Genomic DNA, 20,685 nt, shown 5'->3' on the forward strand with positions numbered 1-20,685 from the left:
AGTCTGGTATTGTAGCTGAGATCTAATTATAGTAAAGCCAAATGTTTGAATCTTCAACTGGCACAATACTTCCATATTCTGGCGATTTGTAATCGGTTGGTAAAATCTTTTCATACACTGTAATATCCTTATTTAGTTGGTTTGTAACTTTCTCTTCCATACCTTCAACACAAGTGTAAAAATATCTACGAGAACGTTCTGCATCTAACTTATGACCATATTTATAAGCCTCTGATATGCCAGCAGTTATTGATTTATATTTTGATGGAATAGCATACGTAATTCAAACATCAGTTGACGACTACTTTGCCTGTTTGAAAAAATATTTTACAACGAATAAAAGACGTGATAAACTAAAATGAAGTTTTTTTATAACAAGTAAAAATTTAAAGTAGAAAATAATTTAGAAGTCCCTTGTAATTGAGTTTTAAGCTATTCTACGTAAGCAACTTAGGTCTTAGTGGTATAATTGTACCCCAAAGTCATAGAATCGTTTTAAATCCGCATTAAAAGCTATTTCTTGTATTTATGAATATTTTAAGATCTTTCCAGTTCCCCTAACTTCTTTTTTCTTCACTCCCTAAGCATTACTTTAATTCTAGTTAACCTCATTATATTTTCATATTGTTTATTATTATTTGTTATTAGTATATATATATGTATAGTGTTATTTACATATTATAATAATATATAAGATTTTCGGAAAGTGGAAAGCTAGCTACTGTAGCGGGTTCTAGGGCGATCTGATTCATTAAGTCTTTTGGAAATGGAAAGATAAAGTCTTAGAGCCTGTTCATAATCTTTTGAGGAGCAAGGCAGTAAAAGCTAGAACGACCATTTGTAGGCTAGTATTGAGTTTACGCTCGCAATTTTTCCATAACCGTCTACACTTTTCCAGCCAAGCAAAAGAACGCTCTACAACCCACCTTTTTGGCAATACAACAAAGGTATGTAATTCACTTCGTTTTATTACTTCAACGGTTGCACCAATAGTCGTTTTTATTTGAGTTGCAAAATTTTCTCCTGTATAACCTGCATCAACTAGTATATTTTGAACTTCGGAAAGATTTTTTCTTGCGTTACAAATCATCTCTACAGCAGCAGTACGATCTCCGATATTAGCTGTAGTAATATAAATTGCATGTGGCAAACCTTGCGTATCTACTGCAATATGACGCTTTATTCCTGAAATTTTCTTGCCGGCATCATAACCTTTTTCTTCAGCAATATCGGTGTTTTTTACACTTTGAGCATCAATGATGCAGAAGCTTGTTTTTGTATTCCGACCACTGTTGAAACGAACCTCTCCAACTAATTTTTTTTAAGACAATTTCTAGAACACTTTCTCTATCTTCATTCGGTTTTTTACTCCATCTCTTGAAGTAATCGTAACAATTGCGCCATTTTGGAAACTCTTTTGGTAGCATTCGCCACTGACAGCCACTTTTTAGCACATAAAGTACACCGCAAAATAACTCATATAAATCCAGTTTTCTTGGTTTTGTTTTTTTTCTACAGGATTCTAGATCTGGTAATATAATCTCAAATCTTTCCCGACTTATATCACTTGGGTATACACTCCTCATATATCCTAACTTATATACATTATCTCTTAGTTTATTCCTTTCTTGAGATCATGTACAGGTTCTTATAGATATTAAATGGATAAAAATACTGAATTTCAATGGTTTAGGTGTATTATATTTCTGTTTCCTTATTTTGAAATTTTGCCGAAAATCACGGAAACTATAAAACTCAGATCGGCCTAGCCAAAGTAATGAAATACATCAAGCTTGCCTATAGTTGCGAAATTTGTATTCCCAGTTTGGCTTAAATGCTTTTTGTATGACCCATTTTTTAAATAAAAGTTTTTTCAAGTTTGTAATTAACCTTTTATTATAGCAGATTTATGCTGATGGCTGTAAACTGTTTTTAAAGACTATTAGCAACTTTGAATTTCCCTGCACCCAGCTTAAATTTACCTTCACCTCTTGCAAAAGGACCAGTTGGAACATCAAGCCACTTATCTTCTTTTGAATCTGCAGCCATACCTTTTACTACCCTATTGTCATTTAGTAAACTCTGTACTAAACGTTCAAGTTTATGTCTGCTAACATTATGAAACATAGGTGGTAATTTATGCCTTTGTTTGAAAATTCCAGGACCACCTGTATGCGTAAATGGATGGCCTTCGTGGGCTGAAAGTTTAATGTAGTGAATAAGTATATTTTTTAACTCTTCATCAGAGGACTTAATAGCATTAATTTGTTCAGATATATCTTCTAGCAAGCCTGTTGATGAACGCAAATAAGTTCTTACACTTCTGTCTGCTGCCCCATTGGACTTAACCACTGCTCCCTGATAAATTTTACTATGAGTTCTTTCAAGCTTTAGTGTATTACACACTGAATTTTGATGCTCTACTAGTGCAGGCCATAATGCAAAAGAGCATCTAACTCCATCAACAAGTGCAGTTGTACCTCTTATTGCATCTCTTGCTTGTTCTACGGTTGTAATTGATCCACATTTAGGTTTTCTCATATGATGTGCAGCAATTACAGTCGCTCCTGTTTCAGTTGCCAAACTTGCAAGCAATCCTGTTGAATACCACCCAAGTTCTGGATCTGAATTTATATCAGCATGAACAAACGATACTAATGGATCAAAAATAATCAGTTTTAAATTTTCAATTGCATTTAATTGTTCGCTAATACCTTCAAATTTTTCTGAAGTTTCAGGACATTTACCACGCGTATTGGTTTTTATTATAGAAAATGGTCCTCCTGTGTTTGGCATAGGTACAATAAATACACGATCCTGGTACTTTGCTCTATTACCTTCAGGATCAAGACGTTCTAAGCGACGATGTATCTCATCTGCATCATCTTCTGCTGAAAAAATTACCACTGATCCGTGCTCTTTTACAAGCGAACCAAAACCACAGATCTGATCTGTATCACTTGCAACTTTGAGAGCTAAATCAAGTAGTAGCATTCCTTTGCCTGTATCTCCCATAGCAGCTACTATTGAAGTAACGCCTAAAGGAAATAACCCTTCAACTAGGAACTTTTGTGTTGGTACTTCACCTAAATAACGGCTGAGATTCCAATCTAAAATATTGAGTTTATCATTTTTCTTTAACCTCCTTTCAATAAACTCAGAAGCTCTTATTCCTTCTAACACACAATCAGCAGCATCCCAGCCTTTTGTTTTATTTTGTGGAATATTAAGAATAACAAGTGATTCAACTCCGATCTCTAAAAGCTTTTTTTCAGCATTTTTTGCGTATTTATTACCTGCTTCATCATTATCTGGCCATATAATAATATGTTTACCCTTTAGGGGCGACCAGTCTGTTTTATCAACATCTGCGTTTGCTCCAGACATTGTTGTTGTAGCTACAATTCCTTGTTCTATCAGCGCTTCTGCACATTTTTCTCCTTCAACCAGAATAACTTTATCAGACTTTAAGATTTCTGGAATGTTGTAGAGTGGCCTTATCTCTGGTGCTGCAAACTTAGATTGTTTGACATCAAAAGGCTTGTATACTTTTTTCTTTCCTGGAGGATCAGAACGGTAAACTTTTACAATGACCTGGCCATTTTCATCATAATAATTCCAACTGTGGGTAATAAATTTCTCGAAGTCTTCATCAACATATTGTTTCTCTCTGTATTTTTTATTATTTCCGAGCCATTCACTTATTGAAGCTATTACCTCAGGAAACTCTGTCCTTGCATTCTTTCTATGCACAGCTGCCCAAAGGTCGATAATGTCACCACCTTCTCCAGTTGCAAAATCATTCCATAACCCAGCTCTACTGCCACTTAATTCTACTACCAGACTTTTTCCTTTGTTACCATGCACATCACCTACGTAAAACTTATCACCACGAAAAGTTCCTCTTGGCAAAAGGTAGAAAAGGCAAGATCTTATGTTAAGCAATAGTTCTGTTTTATCATTTAAAGATTTAGAATCGATATTCATAATAAAACCACAAATAACCTTATATAAGAGTTATTCAAGTTTTGAAGGCTAATGTTTACATCGACATTATTTTAAATGCTACCGCAATTATTCTCAAAAAAAAGCAAGCGAATATCAATAGGTTAAAAATCGTACCACAATTATTTAAATTTCTCTGAACCTGCAATTAACCGTCTATAAAGGTCATCCTTGACAGTTATACCAATTCCCGCTATACAAGCAACGAATAGACAATAATGGAAAAAAAGCCATACTGGAGTAAGTAAAATAGCGAGGTTTAGATGGCATTAAGATCAAAATTATTGGATGAAAAAGTGGTGGAATCAGCAAAAGAGATGCTGAAGAAAGTAAGAAATAATGCGTATGTTGCAAAAAAACTAAATGCTGTAATTGCAGCAAAAAAGCACAGTATAACAGCTGTAGCAAAAATATGTTGCATTTCGAGAAAGGCAATTACTACATGGATAAAGCACATAAAATTTGGAAGAGAAGAAAAATTATTTTCTCCACCTCAACGCCGTAGAAAAACTATATTGAACCAAAGTCAACTTGAACAAATTGAGGTGTGGATAGAGGAAAACCCCAATATTACTATTAGAGAAATGAGAATAAGAATCCAAGAAAGATTTGGTTTGAATATCAGCAAATCCACAATACATCGTAATATGCAAAGAATGAAATTCTCATATATCACACCAAGACCAGTTCATAGTGGACAGGATAAAAATAAGCAAGAGGAGTTTAAAAAAAAACCTCAATGAAACTATTGTCATGCATTCTGAAAAAGAGCTATTTTTCTTCGATGAATCACGGTTTGGTACACATTCAAAAGTTGGACATGGGTGGTTTAAAAAAGGCAGTAGGACACAGGTTAAGGTAAAATTAGGTAGGGAAAATTTTTATCTCTATAGTGCAGTTAATCCCAGAAATGGAGAGAATTTTAGCTTATTTGCACCAAACGTCAACACTGCTTGTATAAATATATTCCTTGAACAGATGTCGCAATATTTAGGAATACGAAAGGCTTTTCTCGTGATGGATTGCGCTAGTTGGCATAAGTCAAAAAGTTTAAAGATACCTAAAAATATCGAAATTATATACCTACCACCATACTCACCTGACCTCAATCCTGTTGAGAGGTTTTGGTTATATATAAAACAGAACATTTTGCGCAATAAAATCTACGATACAATTGTTCTGCTTGAGAGCGCTTTGTGTAAATTTATTACCTCTCTTTCCCCTTCCACGGTTAAACAACTCTGCAATGCTTCTTATTTGGTTCATTAATAATGAGAGTTGGTATAACACCAAGAGATAGGGAGGGAAGCTTTGAACCACAAATAGTCAAAAAAAGGCAAACAAGCCTACATCCAGAACTTGAAGCAAAGGTCTTAAGCACATATGCCAGTGGCATGGGATACAGAGATATAGCTTCACATGTTGAGGAAATATATGACCACAAAATATCAGCAGCAGAGATATCTAGTATTACCGATAAACTGCTACCAGTAATCAATGAATGGCGCAGCCGCCCACTGCAATCAGTGTATCCAATAGTATTTATGGATGGCATGTTTTTTAAGGTCAAGGAGGACGGACATTGCATAAGTAAATGTATGTATAATATATTGGGCATAAATCAAAATGGCAGAAAAGAAGTATTAGGTTTTTATTTGGCTGAAAGTGAAGGAGCTAACTTCTGGTTGGGAGTACTAAATGACCTCAAAGAAAGAGGAGTAGAAGATATTCTAATTGCCTGTATTGATGGGCTAAAAAGCTTTCCTACCGCTATAAATAGTGTATTTCCTAAAGCAGAAGTACAGCTATGCATAGTGCATCAGATAAGGAATTCACTGAAGTATGTATCTAGCAAAGATGTAAAAGTTTTCATAAATGATTTGAAAAAAATATATCGTGCTTCAAGTAAAGAGATTGCTGAGAATTATTTGCTTGAGCTGGAAGAAAAATGGAGTGAAAAATATCCCTTGGTTACAAAATCATGGCAAAACAATTGGGAAAATTTGTCTGGTTATTTTAAGTATTCTGGACCAGTTAGGAAGCTGATTTACACCACCAATCCAATTGAGGGATTGCATAGACAAATTAGGAAATTTACTAAAACTAAGGGCTCATTTACTAATACAAATGCCTTGTACAAACAGGTATATTGTGCTATAAAAAAGGTAGAGCAAAAGTGGACTACAGCTTTGCCTAATTGGTCATTAACTATGTCTCAGCTTGACATTTTCTTTCCCAACAGACTGAAAATTGAGTTGAACTAAAAATGCGGCTTGACACAGTTTATTTAACACTCCCGCCTTTCGATTGAAATTCTACGGTTCCCTTTTTCATATTGCAGTATTACCCAGTACTTTACACCAATTTTCTCTGCTAAATCTTTCTGAGTGTACCCTCGCTCTAACCTCCAATTTTTTACTTTTTGCCCTACCTCACAGTCTAGACTTTTTTTCATACAAAGAACCATACATATAATATTTTCTACTATAGCTCAAAGGCTCCAGATATAATAGCTAGACTCTGGAACCTTTAAATTGATGAATTAAAGTGCCCTACAAGTTTCTTTACTATTTTCACGTACTTTGTCTGCCCATGAAAACAATTTTTCACTTACTTCCTTCTGCTTTTCACTCCATATGCCACATCTAGTGAAACTACCTTTTTCTACTGCTTCTTTAACCGTTATTCCAGCAAAAAGACAATTTTTTCCTATTTCTTCGCCTCTTTTTTCTAACTCAGCCCACATTTCCTTATTTGCTATTCTCACTTGCACCTGATTTGCATCTTGGTACAATATGATATTTAGCTTGCCAGCGCTTGTAGGAAATTCTAATACAATAGAGCTTCCATCTGACATATCGGTATAGTTTCTTATACCTCCCTTCTCACTTTTAACCTCAACTGCATTATTACCAATTTTTAAAATATTACTTCCTAACTCTCTCAGTATTTTTGCTACCTCTACCTTGCTATTATCAGAAAATTCTATATACGATGTTGTATTGTCTATCTCGATATCTATTAATTCTCCTTCTTGAACAGCACTTTCGCCAGCCTTCTCTAGTTCTTCTAGCTGCCTATCTATCTGTGGCTGAACTTCTGGTTGTAGCTCATTATAGATTTCACCTATCAATTTATTCTCCAATAAAGTATCATGAAACTCTGCACCGTTTAGCATTAATTTACGTATTAGCTTTTTACGATCAGCCTTATCAAATTTATGAAAATGTGTGCCCAATATTACATACTCAGCAAAGCTCCATTCCCCATCATTACATGCATTTAGCCTTCCTCCAGATGCTAATACTTGGTCTATGGCTTTATGCAATTCATTTACGCTTTTTGCCTCTACTACAGAACTCTTAAACCAGCTTAACTTTTCACTTTCGCTTGCATTTGGCTTTATTTTTTTCAAAGCTGAAGTAAATGGATTTAAATATTCTGCTTGATCGTTTAAAGGTTTTGTACCATATATATAATCAAGCCCTTTTCCATAGTTGATTTGAACGTCTCTATTAGAGGAGGGCACTTCTCCAGGTTTTTTAGCCTTATTAATTTTGCTTACAAAAGTAGGCTGCTGGCTAGTACGACCAATTCCTATAATAGCATTTAACATCTCACCTTCTGATAATTTATCAAGATCAACGTTTAATTGATAAGTACCTCCTTTCTTATCATCAAAAGGTACAATTATTTTATTACCCATATTATCCTCACTATTAAAAATACTTTTTAAGCGTACAATAAACTTTATTATTATACATTCTATTACTCATTATAAATTATAGTGAGTAGATTTGCAAATACTTTCTACTATAACAATCCGTTTTCTCGAAAGCTGAAATAGCCTCCACTTGTGATGATAATATGGTCAAATAATCTAATGCTTACAGTACTACATGCTGCTGCTAAGCTCTTCGTTACTTCTTGATCTTCTTCTGATGGTTCTAAGCGTCCCCCAGGATGGTTGTGTGACATTATTACTAATGTTGCATTCTTTATTAATGCTTTTCTTATAATTTCCTTTATGTATACTGGTGCTTTTTCCATTTCACCAATATAGGATTCTTCTCCGATTAGTTGGCGCCTTTTATTCAAGTACAGTATTTTTACACATTCCCTCTCTGCATGACCTATACTTACGTTCAAGTATTCTACTAGCCCTTGTAAGTCCATGATTGGTTCTCCCTTGAGCTTTTCTCTCAGTACCCTTTCTAGTGTTTCCTTAACGCACATAATCATTGCTATTGAAGAATCAGTTACTCCTTCTATGACTTTCAGGTCATCCATTTCTCGGCCTAAAATCCTTCCTACTCCCGTATAAGTATTCACCAGATTTTTAGCAATTTCTTGAGCTTGCGGCCTTTCATGTACTGCACTTAGAAACGTTTCCATTATTTCACGATCAAGTAGTGCTTTGCCTTTGCTTTCTAATATTCTGAATTCGATTTCCTCTTTACTTTTATTCATATAATTTACCCTTCACTAACAACAAACTTTTTTTAAATATTTACTGCTGTTTTTTTATCAGCATTGGCATAGAGCCATAGCTTTCGAGTGAAGTCAAATCAATTTCTCAATCTTTTTTACTTATTTTTTCATCAAGAGGTAAGGATATTAACATATGGTGATTTTTTTATTTTAAACTTGTTGAATTTCGCCTAAAGAGAGGCCTGTTATTTGCAAAATAATATCGGTAGAAATTCCTTTTTTAACTAAGTTCTTTGCAATTTTGATTCTTTCTTCTTCTCTAATTTTCTCCTCACAAATTTGTATGCTTTTAAACATAGATTTTATTAGTACATTACGTAGTTCTTGGCTTTCAATCTTTTTGTATTCTTCAATTAAATTCGGTAGTTCATTTTCTACTTTACTACCTTCCTCTATTAGCAGATCTGTAATACTAATCGATAATGTTTCTGCTATTGCATATAATTTTTCCAGTGGAATAGCTACACGTCCTTGTTCATAGTTGCTTATTTCATCACGTGTTATATCCATTTTCTCAGCCAAATCCTTTTGAGTATACTCTCTCACTAGCCTCCATTCTTTTATCTTCTTTCCTATTTGGCAGTAAATAGAACCTCCTTTTTCTTCAACACATTCATCAGCAGACAGACCAATTGTTTTTGAAACAGTATCAACAGAAACTCCTGCTTTAACCAGACCTTTTGCAATTTTTATTTTTTCCGATTTTCTACTACTTTTCTCACCAACTCGGGTAAATTTTGCTAGCAAGTAAAACACCTTGTGCAACTCTTGATCATTAATCGTTTTATATTTTCTTACTAGATTTAATATTTCCTCTTCCTCGTCTTCAAGGCGGATTTTTTCATTTGATACAGGAATCAGATCCGTAATACTAATTGATAACACCTTTGCTATAGCGTATAACTTTTCAATCGAAATTTTTCGTGTTCCTTTTTCATATTGTAGTACTACTTGATACGTTACGCCAATTTTTCCCGCTAAATCTTTTTGAGTATAACCTCGCTTTAACCTCCAGCTCCTTACTTTTTGTGCTATTTGGTACCTTATGGAAACAGTAGTATGCTTTGCCATACAGAAATAGATATTATATAGGTTAATACTACCAAATAAAGATATACAAAAACTTCTATGTTTGAATTTTAGTTGAATATTTCTTTAGAATTGTGTATAATCATCAATGCTTTTTAGGTTAATTTATCATGGCTTTTTCTAAATTCCTTGATGCACGCAATGATTATGCCTTCAAAAGAATATTTGGCACCGAGAAGAATAAAGATATTCTCATTCATTTCTTGAACGATATTTTAGGCTTCACTGGCTTAGCTGCTATCCACGATGTTGAATTCTTAGCTACCATTTTGGACCCTGAAATTGCCGCTAAAAAGCAGAGTATTGTCGATGTTCTTTGTAAAGACTCTCAAGGTTCAAGATACATCATAGAAATGCAGTTTACTAAGACCAAAGGCTTCGAAAAGCGTGCTCAATATTATGCTGCCAAAGCCTACTCAAGTCAAGCTGATCAGGGTGATGAGTATCATAACCTCAAGGAAATTATCTTTATTGCTGTTGCTGATTGTATTATTTTTCCAGATAAGGCTGAGTACAAATCTAATCATGTCATTTTAGATCAAAATAGCTTTGAACATGACTTAAAGGATTTTTACTTCGTATTCATAGAATTACCAAAATTTACAAAGACGAAGGAAGATCAATTAGAAAATATAGTAGAAAAATGGTGTTATTTTTTCCGATATGCAGCAGAAACAAGCGAAGAGGACCTAGATAAAATAGTTGGTAGTGACGTAATAATAAAACGAGCTTATGAAGAGATGAATAAGTTTAATTGGTCAGAAGAAGAGTTACTAGCATATGAACAAATGAAAAAACGCATAATGGATGAGATTGCTGCTTTTGCTCAAAAATTTGATGAGGGTCTTAAAGTAGGTCAAGAAAAAGGTAGACAAGAAGGCATCCTCATTGGTGAAGAACGTGGCATCAAAATTGGCGCAGAAAAAGGTAGAGAAGAGGGAGAAAAAAAGACTAAAATAGCTGTGGCCAAAAACTCACTCAAGGCCGGTGTCTCTATAGATGTTATCGCTCAAATTACCGGTCTCTCTCATTCTGAAATTTTACAACTCAGGGAAAAAACATAAATACTACAACTTATTCATTTTACTTTTCAACATTTATGAAAATCTTTCCTAAGTTAGACATACCCCTTAATTAAGAGTCTAATGAACTGTCTAAAACAGCTATAAAGATTGCACATAGAATTATATAAATTACTATCATAACGTTACCCAAACTTCTATATCAAAGCTACGTGCTGTAAGTTCAATATGGAAAATACATTAATCACTTAGCAGTTAATGTCTACTTCATCCATTTTAGTATTAAGACCATCAAACTTGATACTGGTTTCCCTAATTATTTTGGCTACCCTCACTTTAAATTTTCCACTACTTGACATATTATATCTCCATCTCTCATATTTTAATCTACCTACTGAGGTTATTCACAAGCTTATACCAACTCTCATTATTAATGAACCAAATAAGAAGCATTGCAGAGTTGTTTAACCGTGGAAGGGGAAAGAGAGGTAATAAATTTACACAAAGCGCTCTCAAGCAGAACAATTGTATCGTAGATTTTATTGCGCAAAATGTTCTGTTTTATATATAACCAAAACCTCTCAACAGGATTGAGGTCAGGTGAGTATGGTGGTAGGTATATAATTTCGATATTTTTAGGTATCTTTAAACTTTTTGACTTATGCCAACTAGCGCAATCCATCACGAGAAAAGCCTTTCGTATTCCTAAATATTGCGACATCTGTTCAAGGAATATATTTATACAAGCAGTGTTGACGTTTGGTGCAAATAAGCTAAAATTCTCTCCATTTCTGGGATTAACTGCACTATAGAGATAAAAATTTTCCCTACCTAATTTTACCTTAACCTGTGTCCTACTGCCTTTTTTAAACCACCCATGTCCAACTTTTGAATGTGTACCAAACCGTGATTCATCGAAGAAAAATAGCTCTTTTTCAGAATGCATGACAATAGTTTCATTGAGGTTTTTTTTTAAACTCCTCTTGCTTATTTTTATCCTGTCCACTATGAACTGGTCTTGGTGTGATATATGAGAATTTCATTCTTTGCATATTACGATGTATTGTGGATTTGCTGATATTCAAACCAAATCTTTCTTGGATTCTTATTCTCATTTCTCTAATAGTAATATTGGGGTTTTCCTCTATCTACACCTCAATTTGTTCAAGTTGACTTTGGTTCAATATAGTTTTTCTACGGCGTTGAGGTGGAGAAAATAATTTTTCTTCTCTTCCAAATTTTATGTGCTTTATCCATGTAGTAATTGCCTTTCTCGAAATGCAACATATTTTTGCTACAGCTGTTATACTGTGCTTTTTTGCTGCAATTACAGCATTTAGTTTTTTTGCAACATACGCATTATTTCTTACTTTCTTCAGCATCTCTTTTGCTGATTCCACCACTTTTTCATCCAATAATTTTGATCTTAATGCCATCTAAACCTCGCTATTTTACTTACTCCAGTATGGCTTTTTTTCCATTATTGTCTATTCGTTGCTTGTATAGCGGGAATTGGTATAAGTTGTTTGAATCTGGCCGTTCATCTGGCTTATTATTTTGAAAAAATATTTTACAACAAATAAAAAACGTGATAGACTAAAGTAAGTTTTTTTGTAATCGGTAGAGGTTCAAAGTAAGAAAGGATTTAGAAATGCCTCGTAATTGAGTTTTAAGCTATCTTACATGAGCAACTTAGGTCTAAGTGATGAATTGTACCCTAAAGTCGTAAAATCCCTTTAAAATCGTACTAACCGCAATTGTCTCTAAATTTTATTTTTTTCATTAAATCTAAATAATGTTTTTCGGTGGTCTTTTTGATCTTCCTTCTTTTTGATAAGTTTTATTTATTTGTAGTTTATATATTTATTTTATTTATTATTTATTACTATTGTTATTATATATATATAATATATAAGAGTTTTAGGAATGGTAAAATCAGCCATATTAGCTAACTTTAAGTATGTAGTTACTAGGAATGCTTTTAGGAATGTAGGTCAAAAAGTCTAGGTTTTATGCAGGTTTTAGCTTCCTTGATTTCTAACTGTTTAGTGAATAACCCAGGAATCAGTAATGTAATTCAACCATTTGATGTCTTATCCCTTTTTAATTGAAATCATAGCTTATAATAGGTTATAGTTTCTGGCTCCAAAGTTAATATTTTTGATTAAGTAGATAGAATAAAAAAAATAGATTAAACTCTGAGATATTTAAAGAGCATACCAGTGTCTTTAATGTAAATGTTCATGTGATTCCACAGATAATCTCTGTTTTTTTATTCTATCTGTCCATTTATCATTTTCTATATCTTGTTTATTAGTTGCTTTTTTTTCTTGTTCAGCAATTGCCTTATCTACCTTCTGATGAATTGCATCAATTGCATTAATCGCACCCTTTTTTTCATACATCTCGCTTTTCCCTTCAATAATTAAATTGGTAAAAATATTTACAACAAACTGCACTTGGTTATGATTAACCTTATCTTTTATCGAAGAAGGTAAAGAGTTTAATTCCATCAATACTTCTGATGCTGTTTTATCTTGAGTGGAAAGCCCTAAATTATCTGCTACTTCACTTATTAATAACTCTCTGTTTTCTTTATTATCTTCCAATTTAGTATAATCACGCAGTAGATCCATAACTGCAGATACTCTGACTTCAATAATATCATCAACATCTTCACCTCCTAGAGCAAATCCTGATTCCAATAACCTCCCTCTGAGATTTTTGCTTAAAAGATGGATAAACTCTTTATTTGCATCTGATCCTGTGATTGATATTGTGCCACCTAAGTAGTTACTTACTTTGATTTGAGTACCTAAGTCATGCTCTATTTGTATTTTTGTCTTATGTTTAAATCCTAATTCTGCACAAAATTTCTGAAAATATTCTTTAATAATGTCAAACAAGCTCTTGCCATTATCTTTATAATTTTTTAACTCTTCAGGAATAGTGAGTGATAATTTACCTTCTTTATATATTATATCATCTTTGTCATTTTGAGATTCGAGTGTGAATTCTAATGAGCTGGATAGGTCGCATATTTTCTCTTCCGGATTGTCAACCGTGGTTATAGGCATTGCCATATCAGACGTCACTTTTATGCAGTTGTGATCAGTGCAGTAAATGTTTAGCGCTTTTTTAGGACTGTGTGGAATTAAGCTACAACTACTGAGTGCGGCATGAGATTCATTAAATATACCAGCCCCATACCCTGCTTGATTACAATTGGTGACTAACTCTTCTAAAATAGCATCACTTGGAACCTTTGCTTCAGCGTATCTAAACATTTCCTTGAAAATTTCCTTTGCTAATGCACGGTAATCTTTTTTGGAGAATAGATGATAAGAGCTTCTCCCTGCGTTATAAAATCTCTCAAATTCCTTTCTATATTCATCAGTTTTTTTCTCATCAGCAACTGTAGGGCTATTACAATGATTTTCCCAAACTTCAGATAGTCTATCTTGATCAAGCTCCTTAAGTACTGGTTCCATAAAAGCTTTACCTTCCTCGGATAGATTATCAAAATTATCACGGTTAAAAATCTCATTTCTATAATCTTTAGCTCCTTCCTTAAATGCAATAATAAGATTTTTATCTATCTCTTTTCCGTTAATAATAAAATTCATCCTTTGAAAATCTAAGAACATTGTTTCACCGGAATTCGCTAATTTATTATCTTGATCTGTTCTTAATTTAAGAAAATTAAATTCTTTAACTGTAGCCTTTAATCTAACTACTGGATTCTTCTTTGCCTCTTTCATGATTAACACCTTACTATAAATATGCTGTAAGTTGTATCATATAATGATAAATAATTTGATAATATACTAAGAAAATTGATAGTATATTTTAGAATCCCTATTTATAGTATTTGAAACCTGTATGAGGGATTTGTAAATAAAGATAGAGACTTATAAGCTTTGTCTACAGCTAAAATCTTCAGCTCCAGGAGTGAATTTTCCTATACCACAAGCAAATGGTCCTGTTATAACGTCAAGCCACTTATCTTCTCTTGAACCTTTAGACATTCCTTTTACTAATTGTTTTGCCTGTAAAAGCTCCTGCACCACACGTTCTAATCTATCTCTTCCCATACTGTGAAAGATTTCAGGTAGCCTATGCCGTTGTTTATATACTCCTGTGCTTCCTGTATGAGTAAATGGATGTCCTGCAATAGCAGATCGTTTAATTGCATTGATAAGGTATATCTTAAGACTTTTATCACTAATGTCTTTAACTTTTAATTGTGCCGTTATATCTTCTAGTAGTCCTGTTTCTTGATTTCTTAGGTAAGTACGTACAGTGCGATCAGCTAACCCATTTGCTTTAACAACTGCCCCGGAAAATAAAGCATTTTGTCTTGGAGTCTCACCCATTGACCTAAAGATTTCTTGCTTAGCTGTATCTTCTATTGGCCAAAAAGCATATGAACATCTAACACCATTAACAAGTGCAGAGGTACCTCTAATTGCATCTCTTGCTTGCTCAACAGTTAGTATAGGTTTTTCTCCTTTTGGTTTTCTCATGTGGTGAGCAGTAATAATTGAAGCTCCAGTACTACACGCTAGATCAGATAGCAAACACATCAGATAATCTCCTACAGCAGGATCAGCATTTATATCTGCATGAATAAATGAAGCAAGTGGATCAAATACTATCAGTTTTAGATCTTTTATTTCCTCGAGCTGCTTCATTATTGATTCAAATTCAGGAGAAATTTCAACGATTTTACCACGAACATTTCTGAGTATTGTAAGTGATCCTCTGACATTTGGCAGTGGTACAATAAATAATTTATCTTTATGTTTTAACCTTTCGCACTTAGGGTCAAGTCGTTCTAAGCGGCGGTGTATCTCACTTGCATCATCTTCTGCTGAAAAAATTACCACTGATCCATGCTCAGTAACAAATGAACCAAAACTACATATCTGATCTTTATCACTTATAACTTTAAGTGCTAGATCAAGAAGAAGCATGCATTTACCTGTATCTCCCATAGCAGCCACTATTGAAGTAACTCCTAAAGGAAATACTCCCTCAACAAGAAACTTTTGCTCTGGTACCGGACCTACAAAGCGTTCTGCACTCCAGTCTAAAATCTTTAGTGGCGGTTTAATCATTACTTTTTTTGCGTTGTTCTTGATAAAATCAGAGACGTTTGTGCTTTCTTGTAAATAGTCAGCAGCATCCCAGCCTTTCGGTTTATTCTCTGGAATTTTAATCATAGAAAGTGATGCAATACCTAAACTAATAAGTTTTGTAGTAGTATTTTCAGCATACTTTTTACCTGGTTCATCATTATCTGGCCAAATAATAATATTTTTACCTTTAAGTGGAGTCCAATCTGTTTTCTCAATAAGTGCATTTGCTCCAGACATTGCTGTTGTTGCTGTAATACCTTGTTTTATCAGCGCTTCTGCACATTTTTCTCCCTCAACCAGAACAACTTTATCGGACTTTAAGATACCTGGAATGTTGTAGAGTGGTCTTATCTCTGGCGTTCCAAAGTCGGATCTTTTAATATCAAAAGGAAGATATCGCTTTCCATTATCATCATCGTAACGATAGACTCTAACAATAGCTTGGCCGCTTTCATCGTAATAATCCCAATATGCAGTTGGATTACCTGAGTTTTTGAAATGACCAAGCCACTGAGCTATAGAAGTCATTACTTCAGGAAACTCTATTCTCGTACTTTTTCTATGTACTCCTGCCCAAAGATCAATGATATCACCACCTTCTCCTGTTGCAAAATCATGCCATAGGCCAGCTTCACTGCCACTTAATTCTACTACTAGACTCTTGCCTTTATCACCTTGTATATTGCCTACATAAAACTTATCACCACGAAAAATCCCTCTTGGCAATAGATAAGAAAGGCATGATCTGATATTTAACAGAAGCTGAGCTTTAAGTTGTTCTTTTTCTACTAACGGTGCATTTTTTCGTGGAGCTGCAGTATTAAAATCACAATAGATACCCATAAAATCTCCAATATATTTAAAGTTTAGAAATTTGGTTAAGCTGTAGCTATCCAGCGTCCGTTAACCATATTTATGAATTTTGTTGGTATTGGTTTGCCGTTTTTAAGTTCGTACATCAATTGCAGAGTATTCCTTTCTGGCCTAAATATCATTACTCCAGATGTATATAAACTTCTTAAAACATTAGCACCACTCAATGCTTGAAATGGATTCTTTTTTAGCGTGGTTGTTGACACTTTTTTGGTATAATGTGTAACTATTACTCCAGCCATAGGATTAGTTATAGAGCGTAGTTCATCAATACTATTTTGCAGAAAAGAGATCATACTCCTATAATCAAAAAGAGAGTCTATCACTATAAGATCAACTGTTTTTACATCGAGATTTTCCGATATAATTTCTTTTATTTTTTCCACATTCAAAGTTAACTGTACTTTTTTAGTAATAACTAAGTTTTCTGTTCCTTCATCAAGGATTTTCTTGCTGATTCTTAGCTTCTGTAAGCGCTCTCTTATGTAACCATATTCCATTTCATTCTGTAGATAGAATATCTTGAGTGGCTTTGCAGGCTTCATACCAAGAAATGATACTCCAGCAGCTAAATGTACCAACATGGAAAGTAGAAAATTACTCTTTCCTATTTTAGGAGTTCCGCCTATAACCAAAAGACCGCCTGGAGTTAAAATTCTTGGGCCTATTATATCTTTTGGCATTGGTGATTTATCATTTAAGTAATGCCTTGCTGAAAACGATGTAATTTTATGTTCTGTTGTGTTTTCTTTAGTATTTAACCACTTCTTAGCGGAATTTATATCACCTTTAACTAAAGTCCAAAGATCAATAATATCACCACTGATTCCCTTAGTAAAATTACGCCAGTTTCCAGCTTCTTTACCCACTATTTTAACCGTAATCATATCCCCGTCACAGTTGCCAACATAAGTCCTCTCTCGATAAAAATTACCGTTTGGAATTAGGTAAGGTACACACTCCTTAATATTATCAATCAATAATCCTTTTATTTCCTTTCTCTGCATAAAACCCCCATACATAATTTTCATACGTTTAGAGCTGAGATTAGCTAGCTCACAAACAGTTTCAAAAGACTCTGAATCAAACCATTTAATTGCTTCTTTCTTTAGCTCTAGATTTTTTCCTGCTGTATCTTTGATAGCTCTCTCAATTACAGCAATCCAGAGCTTCCCTTCGTCGTACTTCAAAATGGCAACCAATCAACTTCAGATTGTTCTGGAGTAATAACCTTAGCAATCTTGTTCTTTTCTCCATACCGATCAGCTTCAATACCAACTTTTGCAGTAAACTCTACCCCGTTAAAGTCAGCTATAGAGTTGACTTTTCTAGCAATAGCTGCTTTTTCTGAAGTGTCATTTGAATGAATGTTCCGTGCTGACTCCAAAATACTTCTAAGCATAGAACGACCAGATTCTCCCCAGATGTCTTCTTCACCTTCTGCTTTGCCACTTTTGACACCTATAATCTGAAAAATCTTGCGTTTTGCATATGGACCTTCAGTGATAGTAAATTCAGCGTTTAAATAGATGCTGCCAGTAGTGTAGCTTTTCGTGAACCAATTCTCATAACCTCCAGGCTTTATTGCCATTTTTACCTTGACTATTGTACCTTTCGGTATTAAATTGCTCTGCAGTTTTGCGTTATTAAAATCAGTTAAAAAATCTGATAACATATTGTCTCCTATAAATTAAGTAAAAATCAGTTACTCCATTGGTCTGCAAGCTTCCAACGACCATCTATCTTATCGACAAGCTTACTTGCTACACATTCACCATTACGAAGCTCAAATACTATTTGACGGACAGTGCTTTCCTCATCATGAGCAAACATCACCATGCCAGTGCTATAAAATCCACGTAAAGATCCAGCACCACTTAGGCCTTGAAATGGATCTTCTTCTAACATTTTTTTGGATAGTTTTTTTGTATGGTGAGTGAGTATTATGCCCGAATCTGGATTGATAACATTTCTCAGTCTTTCAAGTGTTTTTTGCAAGAAGAATAACATAGCGCTATTGTCGTTTTCATTGCCATATTCACTTGAGTTAAAAATGTTACGAAGAGGATCGACGGCAATAATATCAGGTTTGAAACGCTCTTTGATAACATTTTTAATTTCATCTATTTCTTCACTGCTGAAAGATAATTGTACTCTTGGTGTAATGATTAAATTATTGGCAGCTATATTCAAAAGTTCGTTATCCAGTTGAAGTTGTTGCAAACGTTCTTTCATATATTCATATTCAATTTCAGTTTGCAGATAGAAAATTTTCATAGGTTTGCTTGGAGTCATACCCAAAAATGAAACTCCAGCAGCCATGTGAATCAACCAGGAAATAAGAAAATCACTCTTGCCAATCTTAGGTGGGCCACCCAGTACCAATAGACCTCTTTTAGTTAGAATCCTTGGTGCGATTATATCTTCTGGTATTGGCGATTGATCATCCAAGTATTCTTTTACACTGAAAAAGGGAATTTTTTGACCGATATTGAAAAAGCTTTGTTCCATAATAATTATTCTCCAATTTTTAATTAAACAATAGGAGCAAAAGTTTTGGCTTTAATTTTCGCAAGTAATTTACCTAAATGCGGTTCTTCAACCATATCAAGGCAGCCACTTCGATCTTTAGCAGGGTATCCCCAAGTATTAATAGTCTGACAGACAAATGAACGTTTCTCTGTATCATCATCTTTCTTGATTCCAACCATGCTGATTACCTCATCAACTATCCCTGGAATCTCACTAGCAGTTTTAGCACCTTCACATTGAGGTAGCCAAGTTGGACGATTGCAGTCATCGAGATATTGACCTAATGTGCCAACTATTATGATGTCTTTATCTCTGATATGTTGAAACTGATTGAGCCAAGCCATCATCTCTTGAGCAAGCAACCCATAAGCAGCTCTTTTATCTTCTTTTCCTGATCTATCAGAAAAAGCTTCAGGTTGCATCCTTGCCCATAAAAGACATAAACGTGAAGCAACGGTTATACTATCTACAAAGATGCATCGGTATTTAGAAACTTCAGAAAGAAGATCTTTGTGCTTGCTACAGGCATGCTCATAGTGTTTTTGACTATACGCTTGATCAGATTTTAGTGCAGGGTTCGGACCACCAATTAGGCAGGCAATATCCCGAGCTTGATTCCAAGTACGAACACTAATTGAATCTCCCTGCCAATCTTGAACAGCAAGCAGACCTGCTTCAAAGTCAAGACATAGTGTTGGTTCACTTATAGTCTTTAAGAGGCTGGTTTTACCAATACCGTAAGGACCAAAGATCACAATTTTTGCTCCTGTTTGTGTCTTCATTCGTTCATCTCTATCAATTATTTTCATTTTTCTCCTGGTTTAATCACTCAGATATATATACACGGTGACCTAGGTAATTCGTCCAAAACTTATCGAGCAAATCTCATTTTAAAGATGAAAATTTATCGCGTATTTGCCTTAAAATGTTGTAGACAGTTGTTTTTGGTATACCTGTTATTTTTGCAGCTTCAGTAATAGTAGAAACCTTAAGCAGCTCACATAGTTTTCTATGAGATTTCGGTAATTTTGAGATTATATTTTTTACGTCAATGTATACCATTATATCATCTTCAAGATATTTAGAATCTGGTATGTTATCATCAATACCAAAGTTAATCTGACGTTTAGTGCATAGTTGGTTACGCAAGAGGTTACGAGCACGACGTCTAGTTAAATTAGCAACAAAAGTATTAAAGCTACTTCTTGTTTTATCATACAGACTAAGGCAAGGCCAAACCTCACAAAAAAGTTCCAGCTCTATATCTTCAAGATTCTTATCAATAAAACAGCTAATATGATTAAGACAGCTAGCATAGTACTTTATATATTTAACAATTATCGGATCAACGCCTGAAAAAGAATTTTTAGATTTCATAAAAACCTCGAATAATCAAAGATTTATTACTAATTCTTCTTTCGAGACCCTGCAGAATTTAAATAAGAGTAATTTGTCTATTATGAAAAATAGAATAAGATAATAGTTATTTTATTAATAGATCAAATAAGACTTCTCTAAAATTAAATAAGACA

The 20,685-nt window shown here is 34.1% G+C and carries 17 protein-coding genes and 3 pseudogenes; 5 read left to right on the forward strand and 15 right to left on the reverse strand.

What is annotated here, in order from left to right; genetic code table 11:
• Nucleotides 1-22: 22 nt before the first annotated feature.
• On the reverse strand, nucleotides 23-160 hold the full coding sequence (locus ABWU62_RS05920) for a hypothetical protein (protein WP_019236431.1): 138 nt from the start codon (nucleotides 158-160) through the stop codon (nucleotides 23-25).
• A gap of 76 nt (nucleotides 161-236) precedes the next feature.
• Here ABWU62_RS05920 and ABWU62_RS05925 point away from each other — a divergent pair, with 76 nt between their 5' ends.
• Nucleotides 237-362: a hypothetical protein gene (locus ABWU62_RS05925; protein WP_019236432.1), complete on the forward strand. Its 126-nt coding sequence runs from the start codon at nucleotides 237-239 to the stop codon at nucleotides 360-362.
• 431 nt (nucleotides 363-793) lie between these two features.
• On the opposite strand, the gene ABWU62_RS05930 is transcribed toward ABWU62_RS05925, so the two are convergent.
• Both ABWU62_RS05930 and ABWU62_RS05935 read right to left on the reverse strand, forming a co-directional pair.
• Nucleotides 794-1,586 (reverse strand): IS5 family transposase gene (locus ABWU62_RS05930; protein WP_087740684.1). Its coding sequence is split into 2 segments (ribosomal slippage): nucleotides 794-1,321 and nucleotides 1,323-1,586, totalling 792 coding nucleotides; the frame shifts between segments, so codons are not numbered across the junction.
• 346 nt (nucleotides 1,587-1,932) lie between these two features.
• On the reverse strand, nucleotides 1,933-3,987 hold the full coding sequence (locus tag ABWU62_RS05935) for an AAA family ATPase (RefSeq protein WP_353287816.1): 2,055 nt from the start codon (nucleotides 3,985-3,987) through the stop codon (nucleotides 1,933-1,935).
• Nucleotides 3,988-4,268: 281 nt separating this feature from the next.
• On the opposite strand from ABWU62_RS05935, the gene ABWU62_RS05940 reads away from it, so the two are divergent.
• Nucleotides 4,269-5,274 (forward strand): IS630 family transposase gene (locus tag ABWU62_RS05940; protein ID WP_353287090.1). Its coding sequence is split into 2 segments (ribosomal slippage): nucleotides 4,269-4,730 and nucleotides 4,732-5,274, totalling 1,005 coding nucleotides; the frame shifts between segments, so codons are not numbered across the junction.
• Between the two features lie 14 nt (nucleotides 5,275-5,288).
• Nucleotides 5,289-6,269 (forward strand): annotated as a pseudogene (locus ABWU62_RS05945) (IS256 family transposase); the annotation flags it as partial.
• A gap of 35 nt (nucleotides 6,270-6,304) precedes the next feature.
• Here the strand turns inward: ABWU62_RS05945 and ABWU62_RS05950 are convergent.
• From ABWU62_RS05950 to ABWU62_RS05965, 4 genes and pseudogenes are all read right to left on the reverse strand, one after another.
• Nucleotides 6,305-6,472 (reverse strand): annotated as a pseudogene (locus ABWU62_RS05950) (helix-turn-helix domain-containing protein); the annotation flags it as partial.
• A 75-nt stretch (nucleotides 6,473-6,547) separates the two neighbouring features.
• Complete coding sequence (locus ABWU62_RS05955) at nucleotides 6,548-7,711, reverse strand: hypothetical protein (protein WP_353287817.1); 1,164 nt, start codon at nucleotides 7,709-7,711, stop codon at nucleotides 6,548-6,550.
• Nucleotides 7,712-7,818: 107 nt separating this feature from the next.
• Entirely contained in the window at nucleotides 7,819-8,475 is a 657-nt protein-coding gene (locus ABWU62_RS05960) for a RadC family protein (RefSeq protein WP_353287818.1), read from the reverse strand.
• Nucleotides 8,476-8,646: 171 nt separating this feature from the next.
• Nucleotides 8,647-9,567, reverse strand: coding sequence for a helix-turn-helix domain-containing protein (locus ABWU62_RS05965; RefSeq protein ID WP_353287819.1), 921 nt, complete (start codon nucleotides 9,565-9,567; stop codon nucleotides 8,647-8,649).
• A gap of 128 nt (nucleotides 9,568-9,695) precedes the next feature.
• Here ABWU62_RS05965 and ABWU62_RS05970 point away from each other — a divergent pair, with 128 nt between their 5' ends.
• Nucleotides 9,696-10,649: an Rpn family recombination-promoting nuclease/putative transposase gene (locus tag ABWU62_RS05970; protein WP_353287820.1), complete on the forward strand. Its 954-nt coding sequence runs from the start codon at nucleotides 9,696-9,698 to the stop codon at nucleotides 10,647-10,649.
• Between the two features lie 388 nt (nucleotides 10,650-11,037).
• Here ABWU62_RS05970 and ABWU62_RS05975 read toward each other — a convergent pair.
• Nucleotides 11,038-12,043: pseudogene (locus ABWU62_RS05975) on the reverse strand (IS630 family transposase).
• On the opposite strand from ABWU62_RS05975, the gene ABWU62_RS05980 reads away from it, so the two are divergent.
• Nucleotides 12,037-12,168, forward strand: a complete 132-nt coding sequence (locus ABWU62_RS05980) for a hypothetical protein (protein ID WP_353287821.1) — start codon at nucleotides 12,037-12,039, stop codon at nucleotides 12,166-12,168. The pseudogene ABWU62_RS05975 and the gene ABWU62_RS05980 sit on opposite strands and share 7 nt — an antisense overlap.
• A 667-nt stretch (nucleotides 12,169-12,835) precedes the next feature.
• Here ABWU62_RS05980 and ABWU62_RS05985 read toward each other — a convergent pair.
• The 7 genes from ABWU62_RS05985 to ABWU62_RS06015 all read right to left on the reverse strand — a co-directional run bounded on the left by ABWU62_RS05985 (nucleotide 12,836) and on the right by ABWU62_RS06015 (nucleotide 20,530).
• On the reverse strand, nucleotides 12,836-14,368 hold the full coding sequence (locus tag ABWU62_RS05985; protein WP_353287822.1) for a hypothetical protein: 1,533 nt from the start codon (nucleotides 14,366-14,368) through the stop codon (nucleotides 12,836-12,838).
• Between the two features lie 150 nt (nucleotides 14,369-14,518).
• Complete coding sequence (locus ABWU62_RS05990) at nucleotides 14,519-16,591, reverse strand: AAA family ATPase (protein WP_353287823.1); 2,073 nt, start codon at nucleotides 16,589-16,591, stop codon at nucleotides 14,519-14,521.
• A gap of 35 nt (nucleotides 16,592-16,626) precedes the next feature.
• A complete protein-coding gene (locus ABWU62_RS05995) occupies nucleotides 16,627-17,811 on the reverse strand; it encodes an AAA family ATPase (protein ID WP_353287824.1) in 1,185 nt (394 codons plus the stop codon).
• The gene (locus ABWU62_RS06000; protein ID WP_353287825.1) at nucleotides 17,808-18,296 is read right to left on the reverse strand and encodes a hypothetical protein; all 489 of its coding nucleotides are present in this window, start codon (nucleotides 18,294-18,296) and stop codon (nucleotides 17,808-17,810) included. Before ABWU62_RS06000 ends, ABWU62_RS05995 begins: the two co-directional genes overlap by 4 nt.
• A 26-nt stretch (nucleotides 18,297-18,322) precedes the next feature.
• Nucleotides 18,323-19,132: a helicase RepA family protein gene (locus tag ABWU62_RS06005; RefSeq protein WP_265018055.1), complete on the reverse strand. Its 810-nt coding sequence runs from the start codon at nucleotides 19,130-19,132 to the stop codon at nucleotides 18,323-18,325.
• Nucleotides 19,133-19,155: 23 nt separating this feature from the next.
• Nucleotides 19,156-19,962: an ATP-binding protein gene (locus ABWU62_RS06010; RefSeq protein ID WP_353287826.1), complete on the reverse strand. Its 807-nt coding sequence runs from the start codon at nucleotides 19,960-19,962 to the stop codon at nucleotides 19,156-19,158.
• 76 nt (nucleotides 19,963-20,038) lie between these two features.
• On the reverse strand, nucleotides 20,039-20,530 hold the full coding sequence (locus tag ABWU62_RS06015) for a sigma-70 family RNA polymerase sigma factor (protein ID WP_265017254.1): 492 nt from the start codon (nucleotides 20,528-20,530) through the stop codon (nucleotides 20,039-20,041).
• Nucleotides 20,531-20,685: the final 155 nt, after the last annotated feature.

This window comes from Wolbachia endosymbiont (group B) of Gerris lacustris, assembly GCF_964028355.1.
GTDB lineage: Bacteria > Pseudomonadota > Alphaproteobacteria > Rickettsiales > Anaplasmataceae > Wolbachia.